Consider the following 20,076-nt stretch of genomic DNA (forward strand, 5'->3'; position numbering starts at 1 on the left):
ACGCACCGAAAGTTTGCGAACGCAGACCTTACCCGGATCACATACCCATTTTGCTGAACCGAGCCACCTGGCCCGCTTCGGTACCCGAATTTCTTGACGACCATAGAGCATTGGAACCACCTGATCCCATCCCGAACTCAGCAGTGAAACGATGCATCGCCGATGGTAGTGTGGGGTTTCCCCATGTGAGAGTAGGTCATCGTCAAGATTCAATTCCAGAACCCCTCATCGCTCACGCGGTGAGGGGTTTTGTCTTTTCTGTTCAAAAAACAAACCTTCATTTCTATGCATCATGGTTCGGCGTGGCTATCATGCGTGCCTTATTGCAAGGCGATCCTTACATGCTAACGTTGTTGAAGCTTCTTGCTGACGGTGCATTTCATTCAGGGCAAGTACTGGGTAATGCCTTGGGGGTCAGTCGAAGTGCCGTCTGGAAACAGCTTCAACTCCTTGAGGCTGATTTGGGTGTCGAGATCCATAAGGTGCGCGGACGTGGTTACAGGCTCGCTACGCCTGTTTCGCTTCTTGACGATAATGCGCTTTTGCAACTTGGTCTCCCATCCACCTGGTCCGTTCATATCCATGATTCTGTCGACTCTACCAATGCTGAGGCGGCCCGGCTGATATCCAGGGATGCGCACATGCCTGCGCTTGTTCTTGCTGAGCGGCAGACGTCTGGTAGAGGGCGGCGTGGTCGTAGATGGGTGAGTCCTTTCGCCTCCAACCTTTATTACAGCCTCGTGCTGCGGATCGATGGTGGGATGCGCCAACTGGAAGGGCTCAGTCTGCTGGTCGGGCTTTGCGTAATGAATGTTCTGCGTGATATCGGTGTTACTAGTGCCGGACTCAAGTGGCCCAACGATGTCCTGGTGGGCAGAAAGAAAATCGCGGGAATATTGCTTGAGTTGATCGGAGATCCTGCCGATGTCTGTCACGTGATAATAGGTGTGGGTGTCAACGTAAACATGCAGGTGTCCACTGAGGTCGATCAGTCATGGACGTCTGTTCGTCTTGAAACGGGCGCATTGGTCAATCGTAATGAGCTGGCTGTGCGCATGAGCCAAAAACTTGAGTCCCTATTGGCCATTCACCGTCAGCAAGGGTTTACCGCGCTTCAGAGGGAGTGGGAGCGCGGTCATCTGTGGCAGGGGGCTGCAGTGACGCTGCTTTCGGGTGCTGAGGCCATCAATGGTGTTGTCTTGGGTATCGATGCGCTTGGCGCGTTACGTTTGGAAGTGAATGGTGTGGAAAAAAGTTTTAGCGGTGGTGAGCTCAGCCTGAGGTTGCGCGATGATTCTTGAACTCGATTGCGGCAACAGCTTCATCAAATGGCGGATCATCAGCCGAAATGAGTCTGCAGTATTGGCGGGCGGGGGAGTCGACACCGACAGTGCCTTGTTGGAAAGCCTGCATGACCTGCCGGATCTCACGCCGAGCCACTGTCGCCTGGTAAGTGTGCGTAACGCGGTTGAAACAGAAAAGCTTGTGTCGGTTCTTGTTGACGCCTTTGGGATCAGCCCGGTCTGTGCGCTCCCTGATCGTGAGCTGGCAGGTGTCGTGAATGGTTATGAGGAGTTCGACCGTTTGGGGCTTGATCGATGGCTTGCCTTTGTCGGTGCATACCATGGTGCCCGAAAAGCCTGCCTTGTAATTGATCTGGGGACGGCGATAACGTCCGACTTCGTTGCTCCGGACGGAAGACACCTGGGCGGCTTTATCTGCCCTGGTATGCCGTTGATGCGTGATCAGCTGCGTACTCACACGCGGCGTATCCGATACGACGACGCGACTGCTCAGCGAGCCCTTTCAGGGCTTGTGCCTGGACGATCAACGGCTGAGGCGGTGGAGCGCGGCTGCTCGTTGATGCTGCGAGGGTTTGCGTTGACTCAAGTAGAGGTGGCGCGCGGCTACTGGGGAGATGATTTCGTTATTTTTGTAACTGGCGGAGACGCTGCTCTGGTAGTAGACGTGCTGCCGGATGCTCGGGTGGTCCCGGATCTGGTTTTCGTTGGTCTTGCACTGGCTTGCCCGTTGCCTTGAGGTTTCTATGCGTTGGTTATTTCTCCTGCTGTTGATGCTGAATGGTTTCTACTATATCTGGCATCAGCAGGAAGCGCCGTTGAGAGCCAAAGAAGTGATGCCATTGTCGTTGCATCGAACTGTGCAGCAGGATATCCGCTTGCTCAGCGAGTCCGATCCGGCGCACTTGCCTCGTGACATCGATGCGAATTGTCTCTATCTGGGCGGTTTTTCTCGTCAGGAAGAGGCTAGGGCAGTCGAGCAGCGTCTCAACAGTCTGGACATTCAGTCTCAATTTCAACTCTTGCAGCCGGCTGCCGTGGCGGGTTATTGGCTGAAGATAGCGCCTGAGAGCAGACGTCTTGTGGAGTCGGGATTGATCAATCGGCTGACCCAGGACTTTCCGCAATTAAAAAACAAAATAATGTCATGTGAAGGCATTGCAACTGCAGAATAGTTTGCATAGAATGGCGCCCGCTTCGCAGTGAGGTGTAAGTCTCACGAACGAAGTGAAAGTAGTCAGCGCATGTAACCTCAGGTTTTTACTGAGAAAAAGGTTGACAGAAGGGCGGCATGAGTTGAGAATGCTGCCTCGCTTAGGAGGGGTTCCCGAGCGGCCAAAGGGATCAGACTGTAAATCTGACGTCTACGACTTCGAAGGTTCGAATCCTTCCCCCTCCACCAGATTTAGCGCGAGCTGCAAATTGTGCGGGTATAGTTTAGTGGTAGAACCTCAGCCTTCCAAGCTGATGATGCGGGTTCGATTCCCGCTACCCGCTCCATGTTTGCGGTTCATGCGAGTAGTTTTGCTCTTGTAGCTCAGTTGGTAGAGCACACCCTTGGTAAGGGTGAGGTCAGCGGTTCAAATCCGCTCAAGAGCTCCATTGCTAAAGGCAGATATGAAAATATCTGCCTTTGTTTTAGGTGGCTCCGTCGAGTGCGGTTCGCTTGAGACTGGTTCAGAAGGTTGCCCGTTAAGGGTAGGGTCTGAATAAGGTGTTGAAAAACTCTTGTCAGGTCCGCATAATGGTCGGCCTGATTTTGCTTTTAGGTCAGTAGCTCAATTGGCAGAGCGACGGTCTCCAAAACCGTAGGTTGGGGGTTCGATTCCCTCCTGACCTGCCAGATTCCCTAGATGTGATCTGGCTTTCTTTTCACAGGATCTCCGTAGATGAATCCCAAGGCTGAAGCATCAGACTCTCGCTTTGATTTGCTGAAGTGGCTCCTGGTAGTCGTTTTGGTTGTCGTGGGTGTTGTCGGTAATCAGTATTACTCTGCTGAACCGATCCTGTACCGTGTTCTCGCTCTCCTGGTTATCGCCGCTGCGGCTGCTTTCGTGGCGCTGCAGACTGGTAAGGGTAAGGCTTTCTTCGTTCTTGCGAAGGAAGCGCGCGCTGAGATCCGTAAAGTCGTTTGGCCTACTCGCCAAGAAACCACTCAAACCACATTGATTGTCGTGGCTGTTGTGCTGGTTATGGCGTTGCTGTTGTGGGGGCTTGATTCCCTGCTCGGCTGGCTTGTTTCCTTGATTGTTGGCTAAGGGTGTCCCGTGGCTAAGCGTTGGTACGTAGTGCATGCTTACTCGGGTTACGAGAAGCATGTTATGCGCTCGTTGATCGAGCGTGTGAAGCTCGCAGGCATGGAAGATGGCTTTGGCGAGATTCTGGTCCCCACTGAAGAAGTGGTTGAGATGCGTAATGGCCAGAAACGCAAAAGCGAACGCAAGTTCTTCCCTGGCTACGTGCTGGTTCAGATGGACATGAATGAGGGTACTTGGCACTTGGTCAAGGACACCCCGCGTGTCATGGGCTTTATTGGCGGTACTGCCGACAAGCCTGCGCCTATCACAGACAAAGAGGCAGAAGCGATTCTGCGTCGTGTCGCCGACGGTAGCGACAAACCGAAGCCGAAGACTCTGTTTGAGCCGGGTGAGGTTGTTCGTGTTACCGACGGTCCGTTCGCCGATTTCAACGGCACGGTCGAAGAAGTCAATTACGAAAAGAGCCGTATCCAAGTGGCGGTGCTCATTTTCGGACGCTCTACTCCGGTAGAGTTGGAGTTCAGTCAGGTCGAGAAGGCATAACTGAGCTGGAATCCCATACCCCGCAGCCTAAGGCTGTGGGGTTTTTTCGTCACTGGGATATACGCGTAAGCAACCGGGGAGCCTTTATTGGCGCTTGAACCCGTAATTGGAGTGCCTCATGGCCAAGAAGATAACCGCATACATCAAGCTGCAAGTGAAAGCCGCTCAGGCCAACCCAAGCCCGCCAGTCGGCCCGGCTCTGGGTCAGCACGGTGTGAACATCATGGAATTCTGCAAAGCGTTCAACGCCCGTACTCAGGGTCTTGAGCCAGGTTTGCCGACCCCAGTGATCATCACTGTATACAGCGACCGTAGCTTCACTTTCGAAACAAAAAGTACCCCTGCGTCGGTTCTGCTGAAGAAAGCTGCAGGTTTGACCAGCGGCTCGGCTCGCCCGAACACCGTTAAAGTTGGCACCGTGACTCGTGCTCAGCTGGAAGACATCGCAAAAGCAAAAAATGCGGATCTGACAGCTGCTGACATGGAAGCGGCCGTGCGTACCATCGCCGGTTCCGCTCGTAGCATGGGCCTTAACGTGGAGGGTGTGTAATGGCTAAGCTGACCAAGCGCCAAAAGGCAATCGCTGGCAAGATCGAAGCTGGCAAGGTCTACAACTTCGTAGACGCAGCTGCGCTGCTGACTGAGCTGTCGACTGTCAAGTTCAGCGAGTCTGTTGACGTCGCTGTTAACCTGGGCGTTGATCCTCGTAAATCCGATCAGGTCGTGCGTAGCGCTACCGTTCTGCCGCACGGCACTGGCAAGACTGTACGCGTTGCAGTATTCACCCAGGGTCCTGCTGCTGAAGCTGCTCTGGCTGCCGGCGCTGATCGCGTTGGTATGGACGATCTGGCTGCTGAAATGAAAGCTGGCGATCTGAACTACGACGTCGTTATCGCCTCCCCGGACGCGATGCGTGTTGTTGGCCAATTGGGTCAGGTTCTCGGTCCACGTGGCCTGATGCCTAACCCTAAAGTCGGCACCGTTACTCCAGACGTCGCTAACGCCGTCAAGAATGCCAAGGCTGGTCAGGTTCGTTATCGCACTGACAAGAACGGCATCATCCATACTTCCGTTGGCAAGGTCGGTTTCGACGCCGTCAAGCTGAAGGAAAACGTTGAAGCACTGATCGCTGATCTGAAGCGTATCAAGCCAGCTTCTTCGAAAGGTATCTACGTCAAGCGTGTAACGCTGAGCACCACCATGGGCCCAGGCCTGGTGATTGATCAGGGTTCGCTGGACGCGTAAGACTCAGGCGACACCCTTGTGGTGTCGCTCAAAAATTGGGGTCCCTGCCTGGCGGGGGCTATCCAAGACCGTAGGCGGCGAAAGTCTTAAAACTCAAGCCTACGCAGATGGTGCTCCCGGTTCCTTACCGAATCAGACACCAAAACGACATCCGGCTTCGGCCAGATGAAACGGTAACAAGCAGGAGTTAAACCCGTGGCAATTAAACTCGAAGACAAGAAGGCCATCGTCGCTGAAGTCAACGAGGCTGCCAAAGCTGGTCTGTCCGCAGTCGTGGCTGATGCCCGCGGCGTGACAGTCGGCGCTATGACCGGACTCCGTAAAGAGGCTCGTGAAGCTGGCGTTTACGTACGTGTTGTACGTAACACCCTGCTCAAGCGCGCCGTTGCCGACACTGAATTCAGTGTTCTCAACGACGTGTTCACAGGCCCGACCTTGATTGCATTCTCCAACGAACACCCGGGCGCTGCTGCTCGTCTGTTCAAGGAATTCGCAAAAGGTCAGGACAAGTTCGAGATCAAGGCAGCTGCGTTCGAGGGCAAGTTCCTCGCAGCTAATCAGATCGATGTACTGGCAACCCTGCCGACCCGTGACGAGGCAATTTCTCAGCTGATGAGCGTGATTCAAGGCGCTACCAGCAAGTTGGCTCGCACTCTGGCGGCTGTTCGCGACCAGAAAGAAGCAGCTGCAGCCTAAGGCTCGCCGTTTCTCGCGTTTTTTGTTTTTTTCGATGGTCGCGTAGGCCGTCCCCAAATCAGGAATTAGAGTCATGTCTATCTCTCAAAACGATATCCTCGAAGCCGTTGGCAACATGTCCGTAATGGAAGTTGTTGAGCTGATCAAAGCTTTCGAAGAAAAATTCGGCGTTACCGCTGCCGCTGCTTCTGCTGGTCCAGCTGCTGCTGCCGCTGTTGTTGAAGAACAAACTGAATTCAACGTCATGCTGACCGAAGCTGGCGAGAAGAAAGTTAACGTGATCAAGGCAGTTCGCGAGCTGACCGGTCTGGGCCTGAAAGAAGCCAAGGCAGTCGTTGACGGCGCACCAGCAATGGTTCTGGAAGCTGTTGCCAAAGATGCAGCTGACAAAGCCAAAGCTACTCTGGAAGAAGCAGGCGCTAAAGTCGAGCTGAAATAAGCATCGATTTGAGTGTCCAGCCCACGCATCTAGCGAAAGGCTGATGGCTGGTGGCTTTTGCCACCGGCCTTTTTCCGTTATAGACGATTGGCGCTGCCAGGTCTGTGACGTGCAGGATCCACCGATGACGGTGGCGCAAACCAAGGGGTTTGCACGATTTTCTGGCTGCTTCCGTCGGGAGGGAGCCAAACAAGCAGGTGACCAAGCTGGGGAACGCTGATGGCTTACTCATATACTGAGAAAAAACGTATCCGCAAGGACTTTAGCAAGTTGCCGGACGTAATGGATGTGCCGTATCTCTTGGCCATCCAGCTGGATTCGTATCGCGAATTCCTGCAGGCGGGAGCGACCAAAGATCAGTTCCGCGACGTCGGTCTGCATGCAGCCTTCAAATCCGTTTTCCCGATCATCAGCTACTCCGGCAATGCTGCGCTGGAGTATGTAGGTTATCGCTTGGGCGAACCGGCATTTGATGTCAAGGAATGCGTGCTGCGCGGTGTGACTTACGCTGTACCTCTGCGAGTCAAGGTTCGTCTGATCATCTTCGACAAAGAGTCGTCGAACAAAGCGATCAAGGACATCAAAGAGCAAGAAGTCTACATGGGTGAAATCCCCCTGATGACTGAAAACGGTACCTTCGTAATCAACGGTACCGAGCGCGTTATCGTGTCTCAGCTTCACCGTTCGCCTGGCGTATTCTTCGACCACGACCGTGGCAAGACGCACAGCTCCGGTAAGTTGCTGTACTCCGCTCGCATCATTCCTTACCGTGGTTCGTGGCTGGACTTCGAATTCGATCCGAAAGACTGCGTATTCGTCCGTATCGACCGTCGTCGCAAGCTGCCTGCGTCCGTACTGCTGCGCGCGCTGGGTTACACCACCGAGCAAGTGCTCGATGCTTTCTATACCACCAACGTATTCCATGTTCGCGGTGAAAACCTGAGCCTGGAACTGGTGCCTCAGCGCCTGCGTGGTGAGATTGCCGTTCTGGATATCCAGGACGACAAAGGCAAGGTCATTGTCGAGCAAGGTCGCCGTATCACCGCTCGTCACATCAACCAGCTGGAAAAAGCCGGTATCAAAGAGCTGGAAGTGCCTCTGGACTATGTCCTGGGTCGCACCACTGCCAAGGTGATCGTGCATCCGGCTACCGGCGAAATCATCGCCGAGTGCAACACCGAGCTGAACACCGAGATCCTGGCCAAGATCGCCAAGGCTCAGGTTGTTCGCATCGAGACGTTGTACACCAACGACATCGACTGCGGTCCGTTCGTTTCCGACACATTGAAGATCGATTCCACCAGCAACCAACTGGAAGCACTGGTCGAAATTTATCGCATGATGCGTCCTGGCGAGCCGCCGACCAAAGATGCTGCCGAGACCCTGTTTAACAATCTGTTCTTCAGCCCTGAGCGTTACGACCTGTCCGCTGTAGGTCGCATGAAGTTCAACCGTCGTATCGGTCGTACTGAGATCGAAGGTTCTGGCGTGCTGTGCAAGGAAGATATCGTAGCGGTCCTCAAGACCCTCGTTGACATCCGTAACGGCAAAGGCATTGTCGACGACATTGACCACTTGGGTAACCGCCGCGTTCGTTGCGTTGGCGAGATGGCCGAGAACCAGTTCCGTGTAGGTCTGGTACGTGTTGAGCGTGCGGTCAAAGAGCGTCTGTCGATGGCAGAAAGTGAAGGCCTGATGCCTCAGGACCTGATCAACGCCAAGCCTGTTGCCGCCGCGGTCAAAGAGTTCTTTGGTTCCAGCCAGCTTTCCCAGTTCATGGACCAGAACAACCCGCTGTCCGAGATCACCCACAAGCGTCGTGTTTCCGCACTCGGCCCTGGCGGTCTGACCCGTGAGCGCGCCGGCTTCGAAGTTCGAGACGTTCACCCGACTCACTACGGCCGTGTCTGCCCGATTGAAACGCCGGAAGGTCCGAACATCGGTCTGATCAACTCGTTGGCAGCCTATGCTCGCACCAACCAGTACGGTTTCCTCGAGAGCCCGTATCGCGTTGTAAAAGAAGGCCTGGTCACCGAGGAAATCGTTTTCCTCTCTGCGATCGAAGAAGCGGACCACGTCATTGCACAGGCTTCGGCCGCAATGAACGACAAGCAGGAACTGATCGACGAACTGGTTGCGGTACGTCACCTCAACGAATTTACGGTCAAGGCACCTGCCGACGTTACCCTGATGGACGTTTCGCCCAAGCAGGTTGTATCGGTTGCAGCGTCGCTGATTCCGTTCCTCGAGCACGACGACGCCAACCGAGCGTTGATGGGTTCCAACATGCAGCGTCAGGCTGTACCGACCCTGCGTGCCGACAAGCCGCTGGTTGGTACCGGCATGGAGCGCAACGTTGCGCGTGACTCCGGCGTTTGCGTCGTGGCGCGTCGTGGTGGTGTGATCGACTCCGTCGATGCCAGCCGTATCGTTGTTCGTGTAGCTGACGACGAAGTTGAAACAGGTGAGGCCGGTGTAGATATCTACAACCTGACCAAATACACCCGTTCCAACCAGAACACCTGCATCAACCAGCGTCCGCTGGTGAGCAAGGGTGATCGTGTACAGCGCAGCGACATCATGGCCGATGGTCCGTCCACCGACATGGGCGAGCTGGCACTGGGTCAGAACATGCGCATCGCGTTCATGGCCTGGAACGGTTTCAACTTCGAAGACTCCATCTGCCTGTCCGAGCGTGTTGTTCAGGAAGATCGCTTCACCACGATCCACATCCAGGAACTGACCTGTGTGGCACGTGACACCAAGCTTGGCCCAGAGGAAATCACAGCCGACATCCCGAACGTGGGTGAAGCGGCTCTGAACAAGCTGGACGAAGCCGGTATCGTTTACGTAGGTGCCGAAGTCGGCGCCGGTGACATTCTGGTAGGCAAGGTCACTCCGAAAGGCGAGACCCAACTGACGCCAGAAGAAAAACTGCTGCGTGCGATCTTCGGTGAGAAGGCGAGTGACGTTAAAGACACCTCCCTGCGCGTACCGACCGGTACCAAAGGTACGGTCATCGACGTACAGGTCTTCACTCGTGATGGTGTCGAGCGTGATGCTCGTGCTCTGTCCATCGAGAAGTCGCAACTCGACGAGATCCGCAAGGATCTGAACGAAGAGTTCCGCATCGTTGAAGGTGCTACATTCGAACGTCTGCGCTCCGCGCTGGTCGGTCGTGTTGTAGAAGGCGGTGCCGGCCTCAAGAAAGGTCAGGAAATCACCGACGAAGTCCTCGACGGTCTTGAGCACGGTCAGTGGTTCAAGCTGCGCATGGCTGAAGACGCTCTGAACGAGCAGCTCGAGAAGGCTCAGGCCTACATCGTTGATCGCCGCCGTCTGCTGGACGACAAGTTCGAAGACAAGAAGCGCAAGCTGCAACAGGGCGATGACCTGGCTCCGGGCGTTCTGAAGATCGTCAAGGTCTACCTGGCAATCCGTCGTCGCATCCAGCCGGGCGACAAGATGGCCGGTCGTCACGGTAACAAGGGTGTGGTCTCCGTGATCATGCCGGTCGAAGACATGCCGCATGATGCCAACGGTACTCCGGTGGACATCGTACTCAACCCGCTGGGCGTACCTTCGCGTATGAACGTCGGTCAGATCCTTGAGACCCACCTGGGCCTCGCGGCCAAAGGTCTGGGCGAGAAGATCAACCGCATGCTCGAAGAGCAGCGTAAAGTGGTCGAGCTGCGCAAGTTCCTCACCGAGATCTACAACGAGATCGGTGGCCGTCAGGAAAACCTGGACGAATTCACCGACCAGGAAGTTCTGGATCTGGCGAAGAACCTGCGTAATGGCGTGCCGATGGCTACTCCGGTGTTCGACGGCGCCAAGGAAAGCGAAATCAAGGCAATGCTCAAGCTGGCTGACATGCCAGAGAGCGGCCAGATGCAACTGTTCGACGGCCGCACCGGCAACAAATTCGAGCGTGCTGTAACAGTTGGCTACATGTACATGCTGAAGCTGAACCACTTGGTGGACGACAAGATGCACGCGCGTTCCACTGGTTCTTACAGCCTGGTTACCCAGCAGCCGCTGGGTGGTAAGGCTCAGTTCGGTGGTCAGCGTTTCGGGGAGATGGAAGTGTGGGCGCTGGAAGCATACGGCGCGGCGTACACTCTGCAGGAAATGCTCACAGTCAAGTCGGACGATGTGAACGGTCGTACCAAGATGTACAAAAACATCGTGGACGGCGATCACCGTATGGAGCCGGGCATGCCCGAGTCTTTCAACGTGTTGATCAAAGAAATCCGTTCGCTCGGTATCGATATCGATCTGGAAACCGAATAACACGTGACGTGAATCGGGGGCAGGGGGTAAATCCCTGCTCCCTGCTCCGCCAGGAGGAAAGGCCTTGAAAGACCTACTGAATTTGCTGAAAAACCAGGGTCAAGTCGAAGAGTTCGATGCTATCCGCATCGGTCTCGCGTCGCCTGAGATGATCCGCTCGTGGTCGTTCGGTGAAGTTAAAAAACCGGAAACCATCAACTACCGTACGTTCAAGCCTGAGCGTGACGGTCTGTTCTGCGCCAAGATCTTTGGCCCGGTAAAAGATTACGAGTGCTTGTGCGGTAAGTACAAGCGCCTGAAGCACCGCGGTGTCATCTGCGAAAAATGCGGTGTTGAAGTGGCTCTGGCCAAAGTTCGTCGTGAGCGTATGGCTCACATCGAACTGGCGTCGCCAGTGGCTCACATCTGGTTCCTGAAGTCCCTGCCGTCCCGTATCGGCTTGCTGATGGACATGACCCTGCGTGATATCGAACGTGTTCTCTACTTCGAGAGCTATGTCGTCATCGATCCGGGTATGACCACCCTTGAAAAGGGTCAGTTGCTGAACGACGAGCAGTACTTCGAAGCGCTGGAAGAGTTCGGTGATGATTTCGATGCCCGCATGGGTGCCGAAGCCGTCCGTGAACTCCTGCACGCGATCGATCTGGAGCACGAAATTGGCCGTCTGCGCGAAGAGATTCCGCAGACCAATTCCGAGACCAAGATCAAGAAGCTGTCCAAGCGTCTGAAGCTGATGGAAGCGTTCCAGGGTTCGGGCAACCTTCCTGAGTGGATGGTGCTGACCGTTCTGCCGGTTCTGCCGCCTGATCTGCGTCCGCTGGTTCCGCTGGACGGCGGTCGTTTCGCGACGTCCGACCTCAACGATCTGTATCGTAGAGTGATCAACCGTAACAACCGTCTGAAGCGCCTGCTGGACCTGTCCGCACCTGACATCATCGTGCGTAACGAAAAGCGCATGCTGCAGGAAGCGGTCGATGCCTTGCTGGACAATGGTCGTCGCGGTCGCGCTATCACCGGTTCCAACAAGCGTCCTCTGAAATCCCTGGCTGACATGATCAAGGGTAAGCAGGGTCGTTTCCGTCAGAACCTGCTCGGCAAGCGCGTTGACTACTCCGGTCGTTCGGTAATTACCGTTGGCCCGACCCTGCGTCTGCACCAGTGCGGTCTGCCAAAGAAAATGGCTCTCGAGCTGTTCAAGCCGTTCATTTTCGGCAAGCTGGAAATGCGTGGCCTGGCCACGACCATCAAAGCTGCCAAGAAAATGGTCGAGCGCGAGCTGCCAGAGGTCTGGGACGTTCTCGCTGAAGTGATTCGCGAACACCCGGTGCTTCTGAACCGTGCGCCAACGCTTCACCGTCTGGGTATCCAGGCTTTTGAACCAGTACTGATCGAAGGTAAGGCTATCCAGCTTCACCCGCTGGTCTGTGCTGCGTACAACGCCGACTTCGACGGTGACCAGATGGCCGTTCACGTACCTCTGACGCTGGAAGCCCAGCTCGAGGCGCGCGCGCTCATGATGTCGACCAACAACATCCTGTCGCCAGCCAACGGTGAGCCAATCATCGTTCCTTCGCAGGACGTTGTACTGGGTCTGTACTACATGACCCGTGAAGCGATCAACGCCAAGGGCGAAGGCCGTGTGTTTGCAGACCTGCAGGAAGTCGACCGCGTATTCCGCGCCGGCGAAGCCGCGCTGCACGCCAAGGTCAAGGTTCGCATCCACGAAACGATCAATGATCGTGATGGTGGCAGCGTCAAGAACACCCGTATCGTCGACACCACTGTCGGCCGTGCGCTGTTGTTCCAGGTGGTTCCGGCAGGGCTGTCCTATGACGTTGTCAACCAGCCGATGAAGAAGAAGGCGATCTCCAAGCTGATCAACCAGTGCTACCGCGTGGTTGGCTTGAAAGAGACCGTTATTTTCGCTGACCAGTTGATGTACACCGGTTTTGCCTACTCGACCATTTCGGGTGTTTCGATCGGTGTTAACGACTTCGTTATCCCCGATGAAAAGGCTCGCATCATTGACGCGGCCACTGAAGAAGTTAAAGAGATCGAAAGTCAGTACGCCTCCGGCCTGGTTACCCAGGGCGAGAAGTACAACAAGGTGATCGACCTCTGGTCCAAGGCGAACGACGAAGTGTCCAAGGCAATGATGTCGAACCTCTCGAAAGAGAAGGTTATCGATCGCCATGGCGTCGAAGTCGACCAGGAGTCGTTCAACTCGATGTACATGATGGCCGACTCGGGTGCTCGTGGTTCTGCTGCCCAGATCCGTCAGCTGGCCGGTATGCGTGGTCTGATGGCCAAGCCGGACGGTTCCATCATCGAGACGCCGATCACGGCGAACTTCCGTGAAGGTCTGAGCGTACTTCAGTACTTCATCTCGACTCACGGTGCTCGTAAGGGTCTTGCGGATACCGCGTTGAAAACCGCTAACTCCGGTTACCTGACGCGTCGTCTGGTGGACGTTGCGCAGGATCTGGTGGTTACCGAGATCGACTGCGGCACCGAACACGGCTTGCTGATGACTCCGCACATTGAAGGCGGTGATGTTGTCGAGCCTCTGGGTGAGCGCGTACTGGGTCGAGTGATCGCCCGCGATGTGTTCAAGCCAGGTACTGAAGACGTCATCGTGCCTGCCGGTACGCTGGTAGACGAGAAGTGGGTCGAGTTCATCGAGCTGAACAGCATCGACGAAGTTATCGTGCGCTCGCCGATCAGTTGCGAAACCCGCTATGGCATTTGCGCCAAGTGCTACGGTCGCGACCTGGCTCGCGGTCACCAGGTCAACATCGGTGAAGCTGTCGGCGTAATCGCTGCACAGTCGATCGGTGAGCCGGGTACCCAGCTGACAATGCGTACGTTCCACATCGGTGGTGCGGCAAGCCGGACTTCCGCAGCCGACAGTGTTCAGGTCAAGAATGGCGGTACTGTCCGTCTTCACAACCTGAAGCACGTTGAGCGTGTCGACGGTCACCTGGTTGCGGTGTCCCGCTCCGGTGAGCTGGCGATCGCTGACGACTTCGGTCGTGAGCGTGAGCGTTACAAGCTGCCATACGGTGCAGTGATTTCGGTGAAGGAAGGCGACAAGGTCGATGCTGGGTCCATCGTGGCCAAGTGGGATCCGCACACTCACCCGATCGTCACCGAGATGAAAGGTACTGTGACCTACGTAGGCATGGAAGAGGGTATCACGATCAAGCGTCAGACCGACGAATTGACCGGTATGACCAACATCGAAGTGCTTGATGCCAAGGATCGTCCAGCTGCCGGTAAGGACATCCGTCCTGCCGTGAAGATGGTAGGTCTGGATGGCAAGGATCTGTTGCTGCCGGGTACTGACGTACCTGCTCAGTACTTCCTGCCTGCAAACGCCCTGGTGGGTGTTGCGGACGGGGCGCAGATCGCGATCGGCGACGTTATCGCCCGTATTCCGCAAGAAACGTCGAAAACACGTGACATCACCGGTGGTCTGCCGCGTGTTGCCGACCTGTTCGAAGCCCGCCGTCCGAAAGAGGCGTCGATCCTTGCAGAAGTCAGCGGTACCATCGCGTTCGGTAAAGAGACCAAGGGCAAGCGCCGTCTGGTCATTACCCCGAACGACGGTAGCGATCCGTACGAAGAGCTGATTCCGAAGTGGCGTCACCTGAACGTCTTCGAAGGCGAGCAAGTGAACCGCGGTGAAGTCATCTCCGACGGTCCTAGCGATCCACACGACATCCTGCGTTTGCTGGGTGTGAGTGCGCTGGCCAAGTACATCGTTAACGAAATCCAGGACGTATACCGTCTGCAAGGCGTGAAGATCAACGACAAGCACATCGAGACCATCCTGCGTCAGATGCTGCGTAAAGTTGAAATTGCCGAATCTGGCGATTCCAGCTTCATCAAGGGCGACCAGATGGAGTTGACTCACGTACTGGTAGAGAACGAGCGTCTGAGCACGGAAGACAAGTTTGTCTCCAAGTTCACACGCGTCCTGCTGGGTATCACCAAGGCATCGCTGTCCACTGAGTCGTTCATTTCCGCGGCCTCCTTCCAGGAGACAACCCGCGTACTGACCGAGGCAGCTGTGACCGGCAAGCGCGATTACTTGCGCGGCCTGAAGGAAAACGTGGTCGTGGGTCGTCTGATCCCGGCCGGTACCGGTCTGGCGTACCACAGCGAGCGTAAGCGTCGCCGTGATATCGACAAGCCGTTGCGTGTCAGTGCGAGCGAGGTAGAAGCCGCTCTGACTGAAGCGTTGAACTCCAGCGGTAACTGAGAGTAAAGCCTCGGCACTCACATTGGCCGTACAGCATCCGTGCTGTTCGGCCAGTGTGGACGTCGGGGCTTTGTCTTGACTGGGGGCGGGATCCTCTTTAGACTCTTGTACCCCTAAATTTGGCGGGGCTTCTGCCCTGTCATTTGCTTTTCTTGTAAGACAATAGCGTCGCAAGACAACAGTGGAGCTAGTAGATGGCAACTATCAACCAGCTGGTACGTCAGCCGCGTAAGCGTATCGTCGAGAAATCCGACGTGCCTGCGCTGCAGAACTGCCCGCAGCGTCGCGGTGTATGCACTCGTGTGTATACCACTACGCCGAAAAAACCTAACTCGGCATTGCGTAAAGTCTGCCGTGTGCGCCTGACCAACGGTTTCGAGGTTTCCTCGTACATCGGTGGTGAAGGTCACAACCTGCAAGAGCACAGCGTGGTACTGATCCGTGGCGGTCGTGTAAAAGACTTGCCAGGTGTTCGTTATCACACCGTTCGTGGTTCTCTGGATACCTCCGGCGTTAAAGGCCGTAACCAGGGTCGCTCGAAATACGGTACCAAGAAGCCTAAGTAGTCACTGGCTTCTGTTAAAAATTGCAGATTTCTATTTTTCTGAGTCGATAAGAGTAAGGTCGGGCGCATCCTTTTTCGGGTGGTGGTCCCGAGCTAACCTGAAGACCGTTTGAGGGCTTATCCATGCCAAGAAGACGCGTAGCAGCCAAGCGCGAAGTGCTTGACGATCCAAAATACGGAAGCCAGATTCTGGCGAAGTTCATGAACCACGTGATGGAAAGCGGCAAGAAAGCCGTTGCCGAGCGTATCGTTTATGGCGCGCTGGAGAAGGTTAAAGAGCGTAAGAACAGCGATCCCCTGGAAATCTTCGAGAAAGCTCTCGACGCCATCGCTCCGCTGGTCGAAGTAAAGTCGCGCCGTGTAGGCGGTGCTACTTACCAGGTTCCTGTCGAAGTTCGTCCGTCCCGTCGTAATGCTCTGGCAATGCGTTGGCTGGTAGACTTCGCGCGTAAGCGCGGTGAGAAGTCTATGGCTCTGCGTTTGGCTGGCGAACTGCTGGACGCCGCCGAAGGTAAAGGTGCTGCAGTCAAGAAGCGTGAAGATGTGCACCGTATGGCTGAGGCCAACAAGGCGTTCTCGCACTACCGCTTCTAATTTCAGCGTCACTAATTTTGCGAGGGCTTTATGGCTCGTACTACACCGATTGGCCGTTACCGTAACATTGGTATCGTCGCTCACGTGGATGCTGGTAAAACCACCACCACCGAGCGCGTACTTTTTTACACCGGCAAAAGTCACAAGATGGGCGAGGTGCATGACGGCGCCGCGACCACGGACTGGATGGTTCAAGAGCAGGAGCGTGGTATTACCATTACTTCTGCTGCCATCACTGCCTTCTGGCAGGGTTCGGAAAAGCAGCACAAAGATCAGTACCGCTTCAACGTCATCGATACCCCGGGTCACGTGGACTTCACCATTGAAGTTGAGCGTTCCCTGCGTGTACTCGACGGCGCGGTCGTCGTGTTCTGTGGTACTTCCGGCGTAGAGCCGCAGTCCGAAACCGTATGGCGTCAGGCCAACAAATACGGTGTTCCGCGTATCGTTTACGTGAACAAAATGGACCGTGCCGGTGCGAACTTCCTGCGCGTGATCGCTCAGATCAAGCAGCGCCTGGGTCACACTCCGGTGCCTATCCAGTTGGCTATCGGTTCCGAAGACAACTTCCAGGGTCAGATCGATCTGATGTCCATGGAAGCTGTTTACTGGAACGATTCCGACAAGGGTATGGTCCCTGTTCGCAAGCCTATCCCTGCTGAACTGCAGGAACTGGCTGACGAGTGGCGCAGCAACATGGTTGAGGCTGCGGCCGAAGCCAGCGAAGAGCTGATGAACAAGTACCTCGAAGGTGAAGAGCTCACCAACGAGGAAATCAAGTCGGCTCTGCGTCAGCGTACTATCGCTGGTGAGATCGTTCTGGCTGTTTGTGGTTCTTCGTTCAAGAACAAGGGCGTTCCCCTGGTTCTCGACGCCGTTATCGACTACCTGCCGGCTCCGACCGACATTCCTGCTATCAAGGGTTCCGATCCTGATAACGAGGAAGTCCAGATGGAGCGTCATGCAGACGACAACGAGCCGTTCTCGGCTCTGGCGTTCAAGATCGCTACCGACCCATTCGTGGGTACCCTGACTTTCGTCCGTGTTTACTCGGGCGTGTTGGCATCCGGCGACGGCGTGATCAACTCGGTCAAGGGCAAGAAAGAGCGCGTGGGTCGTATGGTGCAAATGCATGCAAACGCCCGCGAAGAGATCAAGGAAGTTCGCGCTGGTGACATCGCGGCCCTGATCGGCATGAAGGACGTCACCACTGGTGAAACCTTGTGCAACGCTGACAAGCCAATCATTCTGGTTCGTATGGATTTCCCGGAGCCGGTTATTTCGGTTGCCGTTGAGCCAAAGACCAAGGATGACCAGGAAAAAATGGGTATCGCACTGGGCAAGCTCGCTCAGGAAGACCCGTCTTTCCGCGTTAAGACTGATGAAGAGACTGGTCAAACGATCATCTCTGGCATGGGCGAGTTGCACCTGGACATCCTGGTTGACCGGATGCGCCGTGAGTTCAACGTCGAAGCCAACATCGGCAAGCCTCAGGTTTCCTATCGTGAGCGCATCACGAAGAACTGCGAAATCGAAGGCAAGTTCGTTCGTCAATCCGGCGGTCGTGGCCAGTTTGGTCACTGCTGGATCCGTTTTGCTCCTGCTGACGAAGGTCAGGAAGGTCTGCAATTCGTGAACGAAGTGGTGGGTGGTGTTGTTCCTAAGGAATACATCCCGGCTATCCAGAAGGGTATCGAAGAGCAGATGAAGAACGGTGTTGTCGCCGGCTATCCGCTGATCGGCCTGAAGGCTACCGTGTTTGATGGTTCTTACCACGACGTCGACTCGAACGAGATGGCGTTTAAGGTGGCTGCTTCCATGGCGACCAAGCAACTGGCCCAGAAGGGTGGTGGTGAGTTGCTCGAGCCGATCATGGCGGTAGAGGTTGTTACGCCTGAAGACTATATGGGTGACGTGATGGGCGACCTTAACCGTCGTCGCGGCATGATTCTGGGTATGGAAGATACGGTTTCCGGCAAGGTTATCCGCGCCGAGGTTCCGTTGGGTGAGATGTTCGGTTATGCGACCGACGTTCGCTCCATGTCTCAGGGTCGCGCAAGCTACTCTATGGAATTCAAAAAATACAATACAGCGCCGTCGCACATCGTCGAAACTGTAACCAAAAAACAAGGCTGATTCAGCGCCTTTAGGCTAGGAGTTATTTGTCGTGGCTAAAGAAAAATTTGAACGTAACAAACCGCACGTCAACGTTGGCACCATCGGTCACGTTGACCATGGTAAAACCACACTGACCGCAGCTCTGACCCGTGTTTGCTCCGAAGTTTTCGGTTCCGCAAAGGTTGACTTCGACAAGATCGACAGCGCCCCGGAAGAGAAAGCTCGTGGTATCACCATCAACACTGCACACGTGGAGTACGATTCGTCCGTTCGCCACTACGCGCACGTTGACTGCCCAGGTCACGCCGACTACGTCAAGAACATGATCACCGGTGCTGCCCAGATGGACGGCGCTATCCTGGTTTGCTCGGCTGCTGACGGTCCTATGCCTCAGACTCGCGAGCACATCCTGCTGTCCCGTCAGGTTGGCGTTCCGTACATCGTTGTCTTCCTGAACAAGGCTGACATGGTTGACGACGCTGAGCTGCTGGAACTGGTTGAAATGGAAGTTCGTGATCTGCTCAGCACTTACGAGTTCCCAGGCGACGATACCCCGATCATCATCGGTTCGGCTCTGATGGCTCTGAACGGCCAGGACGAGAACGAAATGGGTACCTCGGCTGTCAAGAAGCTGGTAGAGACTCTGGATAGCTACATCCCAGAACCAGTTCGTGCTATCGACAAGCCGTTCCTGATGCCAATCGAAGACGTATTCTCGATCTCGGGTCGCGGTACTGTTGTGACTGGTCGTGTTGAGCGTGGCATCATCAAGATCCAGGAAGAAGTAGAAATCGTAGGTCTGCGTGACACTACCAAGACTACTTGCACTGGCGTCGAGATGTTCCGCAAGCTGCTGGACGAAGGCCGTGCTGGTGAGAACTGCGGCGTTCTGCTGCGTGGCACCAAGCGTGACGACGTTGAGCGTGGCCAGGTTCTGGTCAAGCCAGGCACCGTCAAGCCGCACACTCAGTTCGAAGCCGAAATCTACGTTCTGAGCAAAGAAGAAGGCGGTCGTCACACTCCTTTCTTCAAGGGCTATCGTCCACAGTTCTACTTCCGTACTACCGACGTAACTGGTAGCTGCGAACTGCCGGAAGGCACCGAAATGGTTATGCCAGGTGATAACGTGAAAGTTTCCGTTACCCTGATCAAGCCTATCGCAATGGAAGATGGTCTGCGTTTCGCTATCCGTGAAGGCGGTCGTACCGTCGGCGCTGGCGTCGTAGCCAAAATCATCGCCTAAGCGTTGATGTCTTGAAAGAGCCCCCGCATTGCGGGGGCTTTTTTATTGGGTTGACACCCTGTCAGCTCGTCTATAGAATTGCGCCTCCTTTTAACGGGCGTATTGCGCTCGGTGGGAACAGCAATCTGGAGTCTGAATCCAATGCAAAACCAGCAAATCCGTATCAGGTTGAAGGCTTTCGACCATCGCCTGATCGACCAATCAACCCAGGAAATCGTGGAAACCGCGAAACGTACTGGTGCACAGGTGCGTGGTCCGATTCCACTGCCGACTCGTAAAGAGCGGTTCACCGTTCTGGTTTCTCCGCACGTCAACAAAGACGCGCGCGACCAGTATGAGATCCGTACTCATAAGCGCGTTCTGGACATCGTCCAGCCAACGGATAAAACCGTTGATGCTCTTATGAAGCTTGATCTTGCGGCCGGTGTGGAAGTTCAGATCAGCCTCGGCTAAGACTCGGGTCTTAGTCGTGTAACGCTCTGAAATGGGCGGCCATAGCGGGTGAAAGCCCCGTACA

16 protein-coding genes, 4 tRNA genes and 1 rRNA gene are annotated in these 20,076 nt (G+C 55.3%); all 21 read left to right on the forward strand.

Annotated elements, in window-relative coordinates; genetic code table 11:
- The first annotated feature begins 92 nt into the window (after positions 1–92).
- The 21 genes from rrf (at position 93) to rpsJ (ending at position 20,012) form a co-directional block, all read left to right on the forward strand.
- Positions 93–208, forward strand: a 5S ribosomal RNA gene (gene rrf, locus BZK31_RS08480).
- A 133-nt stretch (positions 209–341) separates the two neighbouring features.
- Entirely contained in the window at positions 342–1,301 is a 960-nt protein-coding gene (birA, locus tag BZK31_RS08485) for a bifunctional biotin--[acetyl-CoA-carboxylase] ligase/biotin operon repressor BirA (protein ID WP_083182294.1), read from the forward strand.
- Positions 1,291–2,040, forward strand: coding sequence for a pantothenate kinase (locus BZK31_RS08490; RefSeq protein ID WP_083182295.1), 750 nt, complete (start codon positions 1,291–1,293; stop codon positions 2,038–2,040). Before birA ends, BZK31_RS08490 begins: the two co-directional genes overlap by 11 nt.
- 7 nt (positions 2,041–2,047) lie before the next feature.
- Positions 2,048–2,476 (forward strand): hypothetical protein, encoded by a 429-nt coding sequence (locus BZK31_RS08495; RefSeq protein ID WP_083182296.1) that lies wholly within the window; start codon positions 2,048–2,050, stop codon positions 2,474–2,476.
- A gap of 142 nt (positions 2,477–2,618) precedes the next feature.
- Positions 2,619–2,703, forward strand: a tRNA-Tyr gene (locus BZK31_RS08500).
- A 24-nt stretch (positions 2,704–2,727) separates the two neighbouring features.
- Positions 2,728–2,801 (forward strand) — tRNA-Gly (locus BZK31_RS08505).
- 26 nt (positions 2,802–2,827) lie between these two features.
- A tRNA-Thr gene (locus BZK31_RS08510) sits at positions 2,828–2,903 on the forward strand.
- 165 nt (positions 2,904–3,068) lie between these two features.
- Positions 3,069–3,144 (forward strand) — tRNA-Trp (locus tag BZK31_RS08515).
- A 46-nt stretch (positions 3,145–3,190) separates the two neighbouring features.
- The gene (gene secE / locus BZK31_RS08520; protein WP_005887064.1) at positions 3,191–3,559 is read left to right on the forward strand and encodes a preprotein translocase subunit SecE; all 369 of its coding nucleotides are present in this window, start codon (positions 3,191–3,193) and stop codon (positions 3,557–3,559) included.
- A 9-nt stretch (positions 3,560–3,568) separates the two neighbouring features.
- The gene (nusG, locus tag BZK31_RS08525; RefSeq protein WP_002555501.1) at positions 3,569–4,102 is read left to right on the forward strand and encodes a transcription termination/antitermination protein NusG; all 534 of its coding nucleotides are present in this window, start codon (positions 3,569–3,571) and stop codon (positions 4,100–4,102) included.
- Positions 4,103–4,220: 118 nt separating this feature from the next.
- Positions 4,221–4,652: a 50S ribosomal protein L11 gene (rplK, locus tag BZK31_RS08530; protein ID WP_020290713.1), complete on the forward strand. Its 432-nt coding sequence runs from the start codon at positions 4,221–4,223 to the stop codon at positions 4,650–4,652.
- Positions 4,652–5,347, forward strand: a complete 696-nt coding sequence (rplA, locus tag BZK31_RS08535; RefSeq protein ID WP_083182297.1) for a 50S ribosomal protein L1 — start codon at positions 4,652–4,654, stop codon at positions 5,345–5,347. The genes rplK and rplA overlap by 1 nt, the downstream gene beginning before the upstream one ends.
- A 195-nt stretch (positions 5,348–5,542) precedes the next feature.
- On the forward strand, positions 5,543–6,043 hold the full coding sequence (rplJ, locus tag BZK31_RS08540; RefSeq protein WP_083182298.1) for a 50S ribosomal protein L10: 501 nt from the start codon (positions 5,543–5,545) through the stop codon (positions 6,041–6,043).
- A 73-nt stretch (positions 6,044–6,116) separates the two neighbouring features.
- Positions 6,117–6,482, forward strand: coding sequence for a 50S ribosomal protein L7/L12 (rplL, locus tag BZK31_RS08545; protein WP_034148078.1), 366 nt, complete (start codon positions 6,117–6,119; stop codon positions 6,480–6,482).
- 219 nt (positions 6,483–6,701) lie between these two features.
- Positions 6,702–10,775, forward strand: coding sequence for a DNA-directed RNA polymerase subunit beta (gene rpoB / locus BZK31_RS08550; protein WP_083182299.1), 4,074 nt, complete (start codon positions 6,702–6,704; stop codon positions 10,773–10,775).
- A 64-nt stretch (positions 10,776–10,839) separates the two neighbouring features.
- Positions 10,840–15,039: a DNA-directed RNA polymerase subunit beta' gene (rpoC, locus tag BZK31_RS08555; protein WP_083182300.1), complete on the forward strand. Its 4,200-nt coding sequence runs from the start codon at positions 10,840–10,842 to the stop codon at positions 15,037–15,039.
- 194 nt (positions 15,040–15,233) lie between these two features.
- A complete protein-coding gene (rpsL, locus tag BZK31_RS08560) occupies positions 15,234–15,605 on the forward strand; it encodes a 30S ribosomal protein S12 (protein WP_002555494.1) in 372 nt (123 codons plus the stop codon).
- Between the two features lie 122 nt (positions 15,606–15,727).
- Positions 15,728–16,198 carry a 30S ribosomal protein S7 gene (gene rpsG / locus BZK31_RS08565; RefSeq protein WP_002555493.1) on the forward strand — a complete coding sequence of 157 codons (471 nt, stop codon included), beginning with the start codon at positions 15,728–15,730 and terminating at the stop codon, positions 16,196–16,198.
- Positions 16,199–16,228: 30 nt separating this feature from the next.
- A complete protein-coding gene (gene fusA, locus BZK31_RS08570) occupies positions 16,229–18,334 on the forward strand; it encodes an elongation factor G (RefSeq protein WP_083182301.1) in 2,106 nt (701 codons plus the stop codon).
- A 31-nt stretch (positions 18,335–18,365) separates the two neighbouring features.
- Positions 18,366–19,559 (forward strand): elongation factor Tu, encoded by a 1,194-nt coding sequence (gene tuf / locus BZK31_RS08575; protein WP_083182302.1) that lies wholly within the window; start codon positions 18,366–18,368, stop codon positions 19,557–19,559.
- Positions 19,560–19,700: 141 nt separating this feature from the next.
- Positions 19,701–20,012, forward strand: a complete 312-nt coding sequence (rpsJ, locus tag BZK31_RS08580) for a 30S ribosomal protein S10 (protein ID WP_003186070.1) — start codon at positions 19,701–19,703, stop codon at positions 20,010–20,012.
- The last annotated feature ends 64 nt before the right edge of the window (positions 20,013–20,076 follow it).

Source organism: Pseudomonas floridensis, from assembly GCF_002087235.1.
Taxonomy (GTDB): Bacteria; Pseudomonadota; Gammaproteobacteria; order Pseudomonadales; family Pseudomonadaceae; genus Aquipseudomonas; species Aquipseudomonas floridensis.